Here is a 12,267-nt window from a genome sequence, read left to right as displayed (position 1 = left end):
AAATGGGATCTCTTTATTACACATACTATTTTTGGTTTAAATTGGCATTAGAAGTTCATACGAGATTGCCCGCCATCCACGTTTAGGGTGGCACCTACAACCCAATTTGCCCGTTTGGATGCGAGGAAAACAACTACATCTGCTACTTCCTCCACCGTCCCGAAACGACCTGCAGGTATTTCTGCTTCTACAAACTTTTTCATTTTCTCTGGGTTTTCTTCTATTCTCCGCTGCCAGTTTCCCGTTGGATGGAGGATAGAGCCTGGTGCTACTCCATTCACTCGAATGCCGTCCTTCGCTAGTTCATCCGCCAGTGATTTTGTATGACTGATCATGGCAGCTTTTGCACTGTTATACGTTGGCTTCCCGCCAGATTCACGGCCGAAAATGGAGGAAATATTAATGATCACACCATCCTTTTTCTTTTTCATATATGGAATGGCTAATTGGCTGAAGTGTACGGATGAAAAATAATTTAGAGTCATTGCTTCTTCAAACAATTCTAGTGGGGTTTCCGTGGTCGTACTTCCATTACTGCCACCAACATTATTTATGAGAATATCAATGTCTCCAAATAATCGAATGAATTCTTTAAAGGCATTTTCTCTGCTCCCTTTATCCGTAAGGTCCCCTTGAATCGTTTGTATCCCTGGAAGTTCCTCCTTGGCTTTTTCAAGGGCCGCTTCTCCCCTAGCAACAATGCCTACATTAGCCCCTTCTTGTAAAAAAGACTTTGCAATACCTTTACCAATCCCTTTTGAACCGCCTGTAACCATCACTTTTTTTCCCGCTAATTGTAAATCCAATTTTCAATATCTCCTTTCAAAATTCCATCCATTATTTTTTGATGGGAAACAGGAAATGGGTACCAATCCACATCTTCTTTTTCCACAAATTGCATGGAGCTTCCCTTCAGTGTATTTTCATTAACAATCTCATCCACTGTTCCTATATAAACATCAATTTTCCATATTAAATGGGAAAATACGTGCTTTACGTGCTGTTTAACCTCCGGCACTATATTTACCTTCAGCCCTGCTTCTGCTTCCATATAATTCGTTATGTCAGAAATGTCCTTTGAAGCTCCTTCTATATTCGGGAACTGCCAGAGTTTTGCCAATAAACCAGTATCCGGTCTTTGCTCGATTAATACCTTCCCAGCCTTGTCCATTAGAACAACAGCCTTCATGTTCTTTTCCTTTACTGCTGTTTTCTTTATTTTCACAGGGAGTTGCTCCTGGATCCCTTCCTCTCTCGCTTCACAGTGGGCTTGTACTGGGCATAGGAGACAGGATGGGGATCTTGGGGTACAAATTAAAGCACCTAATTCCATCAAGGCTTGGTTGAAATCGGATGGTTGCTCCTGAGATATAATTTCTTCCACTAAAGCTTCAAATTTCTTTCTTGTGGATACTTTACTTATGTCGTCTTTCATAAGAAAAATTCGTGAGAGGACGCGCATCACATTCCCATCAACGGCAGGAGCAGGTATTCCATAGGCGATACTTAAAATAGCACCTGCTGTATATGGTCCAACTCCCTTAAGCTTATGTATTTCCTCCGTATGTGGAACTTTGCTGTTATAACTTTCCTTCACTTCCTTCACTGCTTGGTGAAGATTCCTTGCCCTTGAATAATAACCGAGACCTTCCCAAGCCTTTAATACCGTCTCTTCCTCTGCATCGGCTAATGCATCGAGGGTTGGAAAAAGACTCATAAAACGTTCAAAATATGGGATGACCGTATCCACCTTGGTTTGCTGCAGCATTATTTCAGAAACCCATATACGATAAGGGTCCCGCTCCCTCCTCCAAGGTAAGTCTCGTTTATTTTCCCCGTACCATTTCAAGAGATCCCCTTGAAATTTAGCGATATTTATATCTAATTTCTCCTTTTCCAACGCAGCTCTCTCCTCTATGATGATTTCTCTAATTTTTCTCTATAAATGCCCAACAATGGACCTTTTTTAAACCACCGTCCACGTATTTCTCTAAGTGGCCAAAAACAGGGTGTTGCTCGTCTCTTCTTTTTTCTTTTATTTCATTGTAATGAGACATGGTTGGTACTTTAAACATTTCCACATAAAGGCTTCCTTGATCTGCTGCTTTATACCAATGTATATCTGAAGCTTCATTTTCTTCCAATGCCTTTAACACCTTTTTCATTGCTCCTTCATATGTCTCAACAGAGTCATCTTTAATTTTATACTCCATAAAAATTTGCAATGGTCGATTCATATAGATTTCTCCTTTTGAAATAATGGTTTTTAGGGTAATAATAAAAAGGACTAAACATTTACCAAGCCCAATTCATACGAAATTACCATTTTTGTTACATTAGCACAATTAGATGCATCCATTTAATCGTATTGTAATTGAAAAGTCTTTTCCATAGAGTCGGTTAAAAAAGCTCGGTTTCTGAGCTTTTTTAACCGACTCGGAGCAGTGAGCGAAGTCGCTGCTTTTCTTTACAGCTAGCTAGGAGTGGGTTTCTCCTAGCTAGCGCGCAGCGAACGGAGCATTGCAACACGCTCTTATAGTTATATCGTCAAGGGAGGGAACGAATTTGGATACTGGTACTCATGTGGTAATGGGGGTAGCAATTGGTGGTTTAGCTACATTAGACCCGGTTGTATCAAGTACCCCGGCCATGACACAAGCGGTAATGCTTGGGGCAATTATTGGTTCCCAAGCTCCTGACTTTGATACCATTTTAAAATTAAAGAATAATGCCACTTATATTCGTAATCACCGTGGTATCACCCATTCGATCCCTTTCTTGTTTATATGGCCAACGTTGATTACTTTATTTCTTAGCTTGATGTTGCCCATAAGTCAACCTTTCCATCTTTGGTTATGGACCTTTTTGGCAGTTTTTCTCCATGTTTTTGTAGATATTTTTAATGCCTATGGTACAAAAGCCTTGGCACCCTTTCAAGACAGGTGGATTGCATTAGGGATAATTAACATTTTCGATCCATTCATTTTTGCAACCCATATAATCGGCATTATTTTCTGGCGTTTTGGTACAGACCCAGGGTTTACGTTTTTATGGATGTATGTCTTTTTGATCGGTTATTATTTATGGCGAATTCGTTCTCAACGATTGGTTTATTATGATTTAAAAAAGCGACATCCTGATGCTACACATATTTTCATTTCTCCTACCTTTAAATGGAATTCATGGCATGTTGTTGTTCGGACACAGGAGAAAATGCATGTTGCTAAGGTAAAAAAAGGAGAGGTAATCTATCATGAGACCTATCCCTTTGAACCTATCCCTGATGATCCAATCATCAACGCAGCTAGAAAAGATGATAATTTACATGCGTTCCTTTCCTTTTCCCCAACGTACCGTTGGCAAGTAACGAGGGAATCTCATGGGTATACCGTAAAATTTGTTGATTTACGATACCGAAGTAAAGGTCATTATCCTTTTATTGCCATCGTTCGCTTAGACGAAGATAAACATATTTTATCCTCTTATACAGGCTGGATTTATAAAGAGGAGACATTACAACGTAAATTAGAAATTGTCCCCCAGTCCTAAAAAACGTGTCTTAAGAGGGGTTAGTCCCTCTTTAAGACACTTTTTATGGACAATAAAGTTATTGCTTAGATACGCTACAGGCGGACGCTTTACGCGGGCAACGCTTCAGCCTCCTCGGGAAAACCGCCCTGCGGTGTCTTCAGCCGTTGCTTTTCCCGCTGGAGTCGCCGCCTTTCGCTCCTCCAAGCTTTTAAAAAAAGCATTAAAGTTATAAAAAATCACCCTTAAAATGAAATGGGGATTAATGTAAGTGCTTTTTCTTTTCAAATAGCTCTCGGTACTTTGGTTTTTCCAGTAGCACTTCATGTAGGCGAGGGCCATATTGTTGTATCCATTGAGTTAATACCTTCTCCGTCATTTCCTTCCCTTTATACTCTCGTCCTGCCTTTGCATAAGTGGTTTCGAAGTCCTCCCACAATAGCTCGATCCATGTTCTAGCTTCGGCATAGGACATTTGATCATTTTGTTCTAACAAAAGCTTAGTTAAGCGTTCAAAGTAATCATTCATGACTGTTATCCCCCTTTGTCAGGAATTTCATTTCATTTTATTTAAAAGATAACACAAACTAAAATTGCCCCACAAAAAAGGAGGTTTTCCAAATGCGTAATAAAGAAAAAGGATTTCCGCACCGAATGTCTCTTGATGGGGAGCCCCGTGCAAAACCTGCTTATGCATCGAAACGGGCAGATGGGTCAATAAACAATCACCCTGCAGAACGTATGCAAGCATCGACACAGGATAGAAATCGAGATAATCGATAATTCATTCTGATTTCTGATTTTGGCTGCGTAGGAGGCGATGGATAATGAGTAAACAGAACTCACCACAGAATGGGAAGTTTGGGTACATGAGTCCATTTCAATCTCCAAGAGCAAATCCGAAACATGCCTTTCACCAAGTAAATGGAGAAACGGAACAAAGCTTGCATAACCAAATACTCGAGGTTCAAACTCGTAAAAGGTCTTAGTGTTAGATGGGAAGACGGTTAGACTATCCGTCTTTCCTTTTTTCATTTTATTTGGCTTTTTTGCATAGATTGTTGTTTTTATGAAAAAAGAGCTAAGTTTCTCTTCCTAGTGCTTCCTCGCGTTTCAATACCTGCCTTTAATTCTTTACCTTGTTTCCTAATAAAGAAATGGGGAGGGCTTCCTCTTTTTCTTCGTTGTTCCGGTGCCCCCAAGCAAATACGCCGTTCATATAGGAAATAATGAATATTTCATCCTCCGCTCCACGGATTACATATTTCTCACCTGGCTTGAAAACGGAAGGATCCATTAAATAGGCCTGTGCCATCGTCATCTTACGTTCATGAACGGCGTACTCATTTACCATCCCCATCTGTTCTGCCTTTTGGGCTTTTACCTTTAAATCTGCTATTTCATCTAATAATTCTTGCTGTGTCATCTGACTATATCGCTTATCCATATCTTGGTTCTCCCTCTATTGTTGTCTTTGCTTTCATTATAATCAATAGTATGCCTCGATTAAAGGAAGAGGTATTGATTACACACGTCTAACCCTTTAACCAGTTTTTAACTCTATTACTCCTCTTCTTCTTGCTCCCTTAACCACTCTTCTATGATTTCCATGGAGAATCCCCTCTGATACAAATGTTGCTTGATTCTTTGTTCCCTTTCCCAGCCTTCCAGCTTCGAAAACTTTTTTACTGCCTTTGTTCCTTGTTTTCTGATGGCCTCCAGCTCTAGATTGTCATCGTTGTCCTTCATACTCTCCTCTACCGCTTGCTGCACTACCGAACTCGTAAACCCTCGCTGCATTAAAAATTGGCCTAACTTTTGCTTTTTCTGCCGGTGTGCTTCTGACTTATAGCTAGACAGCTTTTTTGAAGCTGCGTTCATGGCATTATTTAACTGTTCTTCTACTGGATATTCTTCCATAGCTTTATCGATCATTCGTTGTGAAATACCCTTTTCATAAAGCTCCTGTTCAATGATTAATGGACCTTTCTTTTGTGTATTTTTCTTTGTCCTCACAAAGGCAGCTGCAAACATTTGGTCATCTAATAAATTTAAATCCTTTAGACGATCTAACAGCTGGGAAGCCTCCTCCTGCTGCACCTCTTGATCCTTTAAATATTGCAGTACTTCCTTTTTAGAACGCATTCGATAGGATAGGAAGTTCAATGCCTTTTGAAAAGCTTTGTCTAGTACATCTTCTTCTCTAATAGCCTCTATTTCCTTTTCAGTAAGCTTCCTTCCCTTTATTAATTGACGCTTCACTAAAACGTCCTCTGAAACCGTAAAGGCGTATTCTTCCCCTTCGCCCTTGTCTAAATAAATATGAAAACGACCTTTATTTCTTTTCGCTACAGAAATTTTCGTAATAATTGGCATCTTTTTCACCTCATTCTCTCATTTTATCCTATCATAGTAGTAGAAGATAACGTTTGATTTTTTCCAGTGTAAGGTAATGATGAAGTATAGGAATAGAAAAAGGGGAGGGATTGAATATGAAGGTGGCAATTGCAGGTGGATCGGGGTTTATTGGGAGAGCAATTACAAAGAAACTAGTGGAAGAGGGGAATGACGTATACATTTTAACAAGAAATGCTTCTAACAGGGAGAAGGAAACTGGGGTGACCTATGTGGAATGGCTAAGGGAAGGGGCTAAGCCAGAGGAAAAGCTTGAGGACGTAGATGCGTTTGTGAACTTAGCGGGGGAAAACTTAAATAGCGGCCGATGGACCTCGAGCAAAAAGGAGATCATACTTCAAAGCAGAGTAGAAGCAACGAAAGAAGTGGTCAGAATCATCCATTCAATGAACAAGAAACCGGAAGTACTGATTAATGGATCAGCCATAGGAGTTTATGGAACTTCAACAAATGAATTTTTTTCAGAGTCGTCTACAAGTATGGGAAATGATTTCTTAGGAAACGTAGTAAAGAAGTGGGAAGAAGAGGCTTCAGGCGCAAAGGATCAAGTAAGAGTAGTGTTTGCTCGGTTTGGAATGGTATTGGACAGTAATGAAGGTGCTTTAAAAAAAATGCTCCTGCCGTTCCGGCTATTTATGGGTGGAAATTTAGGGTCTGGTAAGCAGTGGATGTCGTGGATACATATTAATGATGTGGTCAGGGCCATCCTTTTTTGTATCAAAAATAAGGATATGGAGGGACCTGTGAATATGACTGCCCCTAATCCAGTCAGAATGCAAGAGTTTGGAAAAACATTAGCTAGCGCTTTACACCGACCATATTGGGCCCCAGTACCAGGCTTCCTATTAAAAATAGTTTTAGGAGAAATGAGTATCTTAGTAGTGGAAGGTCAACATGTAGTACCAAAGGTATTAATGGATAACGGATTTACATTTCAATTTCTTGAATTACAACCGGCACTAGATAACTTGCTAGAAAAATAACATTCACTTGCATACTCTAATAGATCAATGGCCATACTAATAGGGACCAATATGAAATGAAAAGATGGGGTGAGCAAAATGGAAAAGAAGAAAAAGACAAGAGCTGAGCGCAAAACTTTGAGCAGTACACAAGAAGTGTTATACCAATCAGAGTTTAAAGCTGCCGATAGGGCATTCCAACGTGCAAAGAACAATCTATAACTCGCTCTGTTCTTTTACACCTCAGTAGATTGAAAGGATGAATTTGTATGGCTAAGGACAAAAATCGTAAAGCAAACGAAGAAGAGCTTCCTAATATCAATGAGAACCATCAAGTGGAATATTCTGAAGAGTTAGCAGATGCAGAAGACAGAGAAGCACAAGCAAGGGCAGAAGCAGCACAAAACCGTGTAAATAAAGATAACAAATAAATTGGGAGAATATCTAGCTCTTTAATGGTATACTATCATTAAAGAGCCTGTATTTTTTTATTTTCCACAGAAATTTTCTTATTTTTCATAATTTGTTTTGATACTTTCTATGCCCCCTGAATATCAAGCTCTTCATTGTTTACCTTGAAATTTCTTCTAATTATTTTGATATAAGACTGTGCAAAAGAATCCATGGCAGTTATCATTATAGGTAGACATAGAAAAGGGGGAATAACTTCGTGACTGTCAACTATTTTCCTGGAACAAGTATCATTTTCTTCATTCTTGCAATTGCGTTCATTTTATTTCTTCTTAACATCTTGACAAGTATTTGGGCCTATCGAGATTCCTTACGTAACGGTAATAGTAAGGAATTCAGCATTATCGTTCTTATTGGAACATTATTTTTCCCTGTCCTTGGATTAATTGTTTATCTTGTGATACGTAGAGATGCTTAGACACCCTCAGACTCCATCACCATACTGCTATAACGTTGTCCATTCTTTTCATCGCAGCTAGTACAATACAAATTAACACCCGCCTTATACAATTTCATATGGCTCGACCTTAATATAATCGAAAGGATTGGTGAACGTCCATGAGTACATTACCTCCTAGTTTTTTAGGCAAAAAAGTATACCTCGACGGTACGAAACAGCGTTATTATGTCATAAAGTATGAGGAGCAAATTAGCAAGAAGAAATCAAATGTTCTACTTTTCGATCAGGAAGCACCGGTCATTTTTGCCGTTTTAGACAATAATGGCAAGTTCCTTGATTCCTTTTACCTCTCTAACAAAACAACGCAGGAATCAACCAGTACACTAGAGCGATTTAGAAAGATTACGGAAAGAAAGAAACAGCATAAGGTAACACAGGATGATTTACGTGATGCCCTTAAACCTTTGTCAGAAGCAAAAATGAAAAATACAAACATTAAAAAGCAACTCGTAGATGAGCACCTTGAGGATATTAAACATCTTTGGCCTTCAAGACTGTTAACACTGCAAAACACAGATGGAAAATCAGACGACTCCCTAATTTTAGCCGCACTAAACGACGCATTAGACCTTGCAAATCCAACTAAATCCTTTCAATTTTTAATACGTCACCGGTATGACCGTTTTATCCCGAGACTTGGTAAGCATATTGAATCGAATGAGCAGCTCTTAGACGATGTAACTCACTATTATTTAACTCATAACCATGAGGAAATTGTAGAGGAATTCCTTCATGAAGCAGTAAAAAATGTATCCGTTGATAATCAAGTACTGATTGAAAATCTCCTTAAGACAGCAAAACGAATCGATCATATTTATTATTCGAACATCATGAGGCACTTATTAAGCCGTTTATTTAAACGTGTAAAAGCCGAAAAAGGAGAAGCACCGAAGGATTGGTTAAAGGAAACCATCCTCGACAAAGCATTAAAACAATCCATTATTCACTCTATCAAAAAGAAAATTGGATAGTTTTATTAAGTAGGTCCTACGGTTGCTCGTCGCTGGAGTCGCCGCCTTTCACTCCTTTGAGTTTCCGTAAATAACAAACTTTAAGAAAAAACATTAAAAAAGAGACCTTTTATCAGTGAAAAGCTTGATAAAAGGTCTTTCTTTCATTAATGCTCATGTACGTGAACGGTTTTGAGGATATGCTCATGAATTTCCTCATCTTCTATATGGATAATAATATAAAACTCTCCCTGCTGATCAAATGTATGCTTTAAGGAGTAGACACCTTCCTCTATTTCTTCAGCATCTAACCATTGATGTACTTGATCGTGCTCTTGCCATATTTCATAGGTAACTTCACCATTTACCCAAGGCGCCCCTTTCCACTGAACAGAAATGTTGATTTCAACTTCCTCTTCCAACTGAACTTCTTCAGGGGTCAGCCACTGGAGGCTTAAATTTTCATTAATGGCTCCATGGTGATGGTCGTGACTGTGGTCATCTCCATGATCATGATGGCTTTCTTCATCAGGGATATCACCGATAATGATTTCACCAACTGGCATTCGATGCATCCCCCTAGCAGTTACATGGGGTTGGATAAAATAAAGGTTTTCCTCAGGAAATCGGTACGTAATTTCATAAACACCATCTTCATCTGTGAGAGTCCCCTCAATCATCTCACTCTCTTCCTTTTGACCTTGCTTCCATATCTCGAAGGTAACTTCGCTAGCATCGTTTACCTTCTCTTCCCCTTGTGTAACTAAAGCTTGAATCGTCACGTCCGTATCTGGATCTGCTTCCTCTGGAGCAATTATTTCCACTTCTATCGGATCGAGGTTCAATTCTGTATTAGAGCCTGTTTGGGGATCCTGTTCTGTTTGTCCACACGCGGCTATAAGTGAAATACTGATTATTAGTAAGGCAGTTAATATTTTTTTCATAAGTTATTCACTCCTACTTGTCTTATTCTCTCCCTATTGTACACGAGCGTATAAGGAAAAGAAAATAAGATACTTATCATATGGAAGACCTCCAAATAAATGAACAATTTGCACCATGGAGAATTAAAATGTATTCATCTTGTCTCTCGAATCCGTTATAGGCGGACCAATTAGGCCTAAGGGCAGCCCACGTCCTGCATCTGCGATTACTCGACGCAAACTACTCGCGGAAGCATCTCAGGTTCCGCTTGTGGACAACGCGTAATATTACCGTCCTTGTTTCCGCGGACAACGCTTTAATCTCTTGAGGACAGAACTTAAATTTTTTCGATAGTTGTGTCCTCAGGTAGTCATCCTAAGGGCACAATTACCTTAACGTAAAGATACGCCACGGAATGGGAGTGGACCGTAGCGAATGACAACCTGATTCGAATTTTCATGCTAGATATAAAAGGATTTTAATTATTCCAATCACAAATTTTTATTGACTAAGTATTAAAAAGCTGATACTATCACTTTAACAATTTAACATATTCCAGCGATGAATGTTATGGATAAAACTATAGCAGGAGCAGCTTCTGGAGAGTTCGTTTATTTACGACGCCGAAGGATTCACAATCTCAGGCAAAAGGACAGAAGAGTAACCTATCATGTGAATGTTATTCTTGCCCTTTTGAGATTGGATAAAAATCCAGTCTCTTTTTTATTAGGGAAAGATGCGATCATCATTACTCTATCAAGTGACCTCACTCCTTGAAGGCGAATATGGATTCATAAAAACTCGTGAGGTGTTGAACATGACGGAAAAGGAAAAACAAAAGAGAGCTGTTGTCAGTGTAGTAGGAAAAGATCAAGTTGGAATTATTGCAAAAGTTACTACTGTCTTGGCTGAAAATAATATCAATGTTCTTGATATCAGCCAAACCATATTACAAGATTTCTTTACGATGATGATGCTTGTTGAAGTTAAGGAATTATCCAGTTTAGATGTTTTACGGACGGATTTTGAGAGGGTCAGTAGTCAGTTAGGTTTAAAAATCAATATTCAACTGGAAGATATATTCCAATCCATGCACCGAGTATAAGGAGAGAAACAACATGACAATAGCCTTTACAGAAATTCAAGAAACCATTCGGATGGTTCAAATGGAAAGCTTAGATATTCGAACGGTTACAATGGGGATTAACCTCCGTGACTGTGCCGATTCTGATTTTTCCAAATTAAATAAACAGGTTTATGAAAAAATCACAACGTATGCTAAAGATTTAAAAGCAGTAGCGGAGCAAGTCGAACGGGAATACGGTATCCCTATTATCAATAAGAGAATTTCTGTTACACCTATAGCGGAAATATTAGGGAGCGCTAGCAAGGAGGAAGCCATCGAGTTGGCCCGTACCCTGGACCGTGCTGCATTGGAGCTCGGAGTAGACTTTATCGGGGGGTATTCCGCCCTCGTTCATAAAGGTATTTCAAAAGGGGATCAAACTCTCCTAGATGCATTACCAGAAGCACTTAGTGTGACAGAGCGAGTGTGCTCCTCCATTTCTGTTGCTACAACAAGAACTGGAATTAATATGGATGCTGTACGTCAAATGGGGATAATTATAAAGCAAGCTGCGGAACTAACTAGCGATAGAAATGGAATTGCCTGCGCTAAGCTCGTTGTATTTTGCAATCCGGTGGAAGATAATCCATTTATGGCAGGAGCATTCCATGGAGCAGGTGAAGGAGAATGTGTTATTAACGTGGGAGTTAGCGGTCCTGGAGTTGTTTTAAATGCATTGAAGAAACACCCTGATGTAGATCTAGGTAATGTTGCCGATATTATAAAAAAGACCGCCTTTAAGATTACTCGTGCTGGGGAGCTCCTAGGACGTGTGGTGGCTGAACGCTTGGAGGTCCCATTTGGAATTATGGATTTATCCTTAGCTCCAACCAATGCTATGAATGATAGTGTTGCAGAGATTTTAGAGGAAATTGGTCTAGAACGTGTTGGTACACATGGTACGATCGCAGCTCTAGCGTTAATGAATGATGCTGTGAAAAAAGGTGGCGCAATGGCCAGTTCTTATGTTGGTGGTTTAAGTGGTGCATTCATACCTGTTAGTGAAGATAACGGAATGATAAAAGGAATTGTTGATGGTGCATTATCCTTGTCCAAGCTAGAGGCTATGACATGTGTTTGCTCGGTTGGCCTAGACATGATCGCGGTTACCGGTGATGTGTCCCCTGCTACTTTATCAGCAATGATTGCTGATGAGGCAGCTATTGGGATGATTAATAAAAAAACAACAGCAGTACGTGTTATCCCTGTTCCTGGTAAAAAAGAAGGGGATATGGTGGAATTTGGAGGATTACTTGGTCGTGCACCCGTTATGGGGGTAAACAACTTTAGTTCAGAAAAACTAATTAACCGCGGAGGAAGAATCCCAGCACCATTACAAGCCTTGATTAATTAAAAACGTTGTGGGTAGTGCACGAAATTCAACTTACCCTAAATTTTCGTGCACTACAACCTATCCTCCTTAAAGTATAA

At 39.5% G+C, this 12,267-nt stretch carries 17 protein-coding genes and 1 riboswitch; of the genes, 10 read left to right on the top strand and 7 right to left on the bottom strand.

The features are described 5' to 3' along the window. Nucleotides 1–47 precede the first annotated feature (47 nt). From J2S74_RS21140 to J2S74_RS21130, 3 genes are read right to left on the bottom strand one after another with little or no spacing between them, the layout of a single operon-like run. A complete protein-coding gene (locus tag J2S74_RS21140; RefSeq protein WP_307329711.1) occupies nucleotides 48–806 on the bottom strand; it encodes an SDR family NAD(P)-dependent oxidoreductase in 759 nt (252 codons plus the stop codon). After that, nucleotides 791–1,900, bottom strand: coding sequence for an A/G-specific adenine glycosylase (mutY, locus tag J2S74_RS21135; RefSeq protein WP_307329708.1), 1,110 nt, complete (start codon nucleotides 1,898–1,900; stop codon nucleotides 791–793). The genes J2S74_RS21140 and mutY overlap by 16 nt, the downstream gene beginning before the upstream one ends. A 28-nt stretch (nucleotides 1,901–1,928) precedes the next feature. Beyond that, nucleotides 1,929–2,237: a hypothetical protein gene (locus J2S74_RS21130; protein ID WP_307329705.1), complete on the bottom strand. Its 309-nt coding sequence runs from the start codon at nucleotides 2,235–2,237 to the stop codon at nucleotides 1,929–1,931. Between the two features lie 328 nt (nucleotides 2,238–2,565). Here J2S74_RS21130 and J2S74_RS21125 point away from each other — a divergent pair, with 328 nt between their 5' ends. Further along, nucleotides 2,566–3,549 (top strand): metal-dependent hydrolase, encoded by a 984-nt coding sequence (locus tag J2S74_RS21125; protein ID WP_307329702.1) that lies wholly within the window; start codon nucleotides 2,566–2,568, stop codon nucleotides 3,547–3,549. 241 nt (nucleotides 3,550–3,790) lie between these two features. Here the strand turns inward: J2S74_RS21125 and J2S74_RS21120 are convergent, their stop codons facing one another. After that, the gene (locus tag J2S74_RS21120) at nucleotides 3,791–4,057 is read right to left on the bottom strand and encodes a YfhJ family protein (RefSeq protein ID WP_307329699.1); all 267 of its coding nucleotides are present in this window, start codon (nucleotides 4,055–4,057) and stop codon (nucleotides 3,791–3,793) included. A 92-nt stretch (nucleotides 4,058–4,149) separates the two neighbouring features. Between J2S74_RS21120 and sspK the strand changes: the two genes are divergently transcribed. Beyond that, nucleotides 4,150–4,311, top strand: a complete 162-nt coding sequence (gene sspK, locus J2S74_RS21115) for a small, acid-soluble spore protein K (RefSeq protein WP_307329696.1) — start codon at nucleotides 4,150–4,152, stop codon at nucleotides 4,309–4,311. 44 nt (nucleotides 4,312–4,355) lie between these two features. Then, complete coding sequence (locus tag J2S74_RS21110; protein WP_307329694.1) at nucleotides 4,356–4,517, top strand: YpzG family protein; 162 nt, start codon at nucleotides 4,356–4,358, stop codon at nucleotides 4,515–4,517. 137 nt (nucleotides 4,518–4,654) lie between these two features. Here J2S74_RS21110 and J2S74_RS21105 read toward each other — a convergent pair whose 3' ends face one another. Both J2S74_RS21105 and recX read right to left on the bottom strand, forming a co-directional pair. Next, a complete protein-coding gene (locus J2S74_RS21105; protein WP_307329691.1) occupies nucleotides 4,655–4,975 on the bottom strand; it encodes a YfhH family protein in 321 nt (106 codons plus the stop codon). Nucleotides 4,976–5,091: 116 nt separating this feature from the next. Then, nucleotides 5,092–5,904 (bottom strand): recombination regulator RecX, encoded by an 813-nt coding sequence (recX, locus tag J2S74_RS21100; RefSeq protein WP_307329689.1) that lies wholly within the window; start codon nucleotides 5,902–5,904, stop codon nucleotides 5,092–5,094. Nucleotides 5,905–6,020: 116 nt separating this feature from the next. Here recX and J2S74_RS21095 point away from each other — a divergent pair, with 116 nt between their 5' ends. The 5 genes from J2S74_RS21095 to J2S74_RS21075 all read left to right on the top strand — a co-directional run bounded on the left by J2S74_RS21095 (nucleotide 6,021) and on the right by J2S74_RS21075 (nucleotide 8,807). Further along, nucleotides 6,021–6,926, top strand: coding sequence for a TIGR01777 family oxidoreductase (locus tag J2S74_RS21095; protein ID WP_307329686.1), 906 nt, complete (start codon nucleotides 6,021–6,023; stop codon nucleotides 6,924–6,926). Nucleotides 6,927–7,004: 78 nt separating this feature from the next. Then, nucleotides 7,005–7,127: a YfhE family protein gene (locus tag J2S74_RS21090; RefSeq protein ID WP_307329683.1), complete on the top strand. Its 123-nt coding sequence runs from the start codon at nucleotides 7,005–7,007 to the stop codon at nucleotides 7,125–7,127. A gap of 47 nt (nucleotides 7,128–7,174) precedes the next feature. Further along, the gene (locus J2S74_RS21085; protein ID WP_307329681.1) at nucleotides 7,175–7,336 is read left to right on the top strand and encodes a YfhD family protein; all 162 of its coding nucleotides are present in this window, start codon (nucleotides 7,175–7,177) and stop codon (nucleotides 7,334–7,336) included. A 269-nt stretch (nucleotides 7,337–7,605) separates the two neighbouring features. Next, nucleotides 7,606–7,794: a hypothetical protein gene (locus J2S74_RS21080; RefSeq protein WP_307329760.1), complete on the top strand. Its 189-nt coding sequence runs from the start codon at nucleotides 7,606–7,608 to the stop codon at nucleotides 7,792–7,794. A gap of 140 nt (nucleotides 7,795–7,934) precedes the next feature. Then, on the top strand, nucleotides 7,935–8,807 hold the full coding sequence (locus J2S74_RS21075; protein WP_307329680.1) for a hypothetical protein: 873 nt from the start codon (nucleotides 7,935–7,937) through the stop codon (nucleotides 8,805–8,807). Nucleotides 8,808–8,953: 146 nt separating this feature from the next. On the opposite strand, the gene J2S74_RS21070 is transcribed toward J2S74_RS21075, so the two are convergent. After that, a complete protein-coding gene (locus tag J2S74_RS21070) occupies nucleotides 8,954–9,730 on the bottom strand; it encodes a FixH family protein (protein ID WP_307329678.1) in 777 nt (258 codons plus the stop codon). Between the two features lie 568 nt (nucleotides 9,731–10,298). Then, a riboswitch (glycine riboswitch) is annotated at nucleotides 10,299–10,376 on the top strand. A 151-nt stretch (nucleotides 10,377–10,527) separates the two neighbouring features. Here J2S74_RS21070 and J2S74_RS21065 point away from each other — a divergent pair. Together J2S74_RS21065 and J2S74_RS21060 are read left to right on the top strand one after the other, a co-directional pair. Further along, nucleotides 10,528–10,815, top strand: coding sequence for an ACT domain-containing protein (locus J2S74_RS21065; protein WP_307329676.1), 288 nt, complete (start codon nucleotides 10,528–10,530; stop codon nucleotides 10,813–10,815). Between the two features lie 13 nt (nucleotides 10,816–10,828). Then, nucleotides 10,829–12,190, top strand: a complete 1,362-nt coding sequence (locus J2S74_RS21060; RefSeq protein ID WP_307329675.1) for a PFL family protein — start codon at nucleotides 10,829–10,831, stop codon at nucleotides 12,188–12,190. The last annotated feature ends 77 nt before the right edge of the window (nucleotides 12,191–12,267 follow it).

Source organism: Evansella vedderi (assembly GCF_030813435.1).
In the GTDB taxonomy this organism is placed as follows: Bacteria; Bacillota; Bacilli; order Bacillales; family Salisediminibacteriaceae; genus Evansella; species Evansella vedderi.
The sequence above is the reverse complement of the archived record's forward strand: the minus strand, read 5'-3'. Positions and strand labels throughout refer to the sequence as shown.

What these genes read in the sequence shown, in the direction of transcription:
- recX (WP_307329689.1), bottom strand. Translation starts at nt 5,904, where the DNA reads ATGCCAATTATTACGAAAATTTCTGTAGCGAAAAGAAATAAAGGTCGT.
- J2S74_RS21120 (WP_307329699.1), bottom strand. Translation starts at nt 4,057, where the DNA reads ATGAATGATTACTTTGAACGCTTAACTAAGCTTTTGTTAGAACAAAAT.
- J2S74_RS21075 (WP_307329680.1), top strand. Translation starts at nt 7,935, where the DNA reads ATGAGTACATTACCTCCTAGTTTTTTAGGCAAAAAAGTATACCTCGAC.
- J2S74_RS21110 (WP_307329694.1), top strand. Translation starts at nt 4,356, where the DNA reads ATGAGTAAACAGAACTCACCACAGAATGGGAAGTTTGGGTACATGAGT.
- J2S74_RS21130 (WP_307329705.1), bottom strand. Translation starts at nt 2,237, where the DNA reads ATGAATCGACCATTGCAAATTTTTATGGAGTATAAAATTAAAGATGAC.
- J2S74_RS21070 (WP_307329678.1), bottom strand. Translation starts at nt 9,730, where the DNA reads ATGAAAAAAATATTAACTGCCTTACTAATAATCAGTATTTCACTTATA.
- J2S74_RS21085 (WP_307329681.1), top strand. Translation starts at nt 7,175, where the DNA reads ATGGCTAAGGACAAAAATCGTAAAGCAAACGAAGAAGAGCTTCCTAAT.
- J2S74_RS21095 (WP_307329686.1), top strand. Translation starts at nt 6,021, where the DNA reads ATGAAGGTGGCAATTGCAGGTGGATCGGGGTTTATTGGGAGAGCAATT.
- sspK (WP_307329696.1), top strand. Translation starts at nt 4,150, where the DNA reads ATGCGTAATAAAGAAAAAGGATTTCCGCACCGAATGTCTCTTGATGGG.
- J2S74_RS21090 (WP_307329683.1), top strand. Translation starts at nt 7,005, where the DNA reads ATGGAAAAGAAGAAAAAGACAAGAGCTGAGCGCAAAACTTTGAGCAGT.
- J2S74_RS21065 (WP_307329676.1), top strand. Translation starts at nt 10,528, where the DNA reads ATGACGGAAAAGGAAAAACAAAAGAGAGCTGTTGTCAGTGTAGTAGGA.
- J2S74_RS21060 (WP_307329675.1), top strand. Translation starts at nt 10,829, where the DNA reads ATGACAATAGCCTTTACAGAAATTCAAGAAACCATTCGGATGGTTCAA.
- J2S74_RS21105 (WP_307329691.1), bottom strand. Translation starts at nt 4,975, where the DNA reads ATGGATAAGCGATATAGTCAGATGACACAGCAAGAATTATTAGATGAA.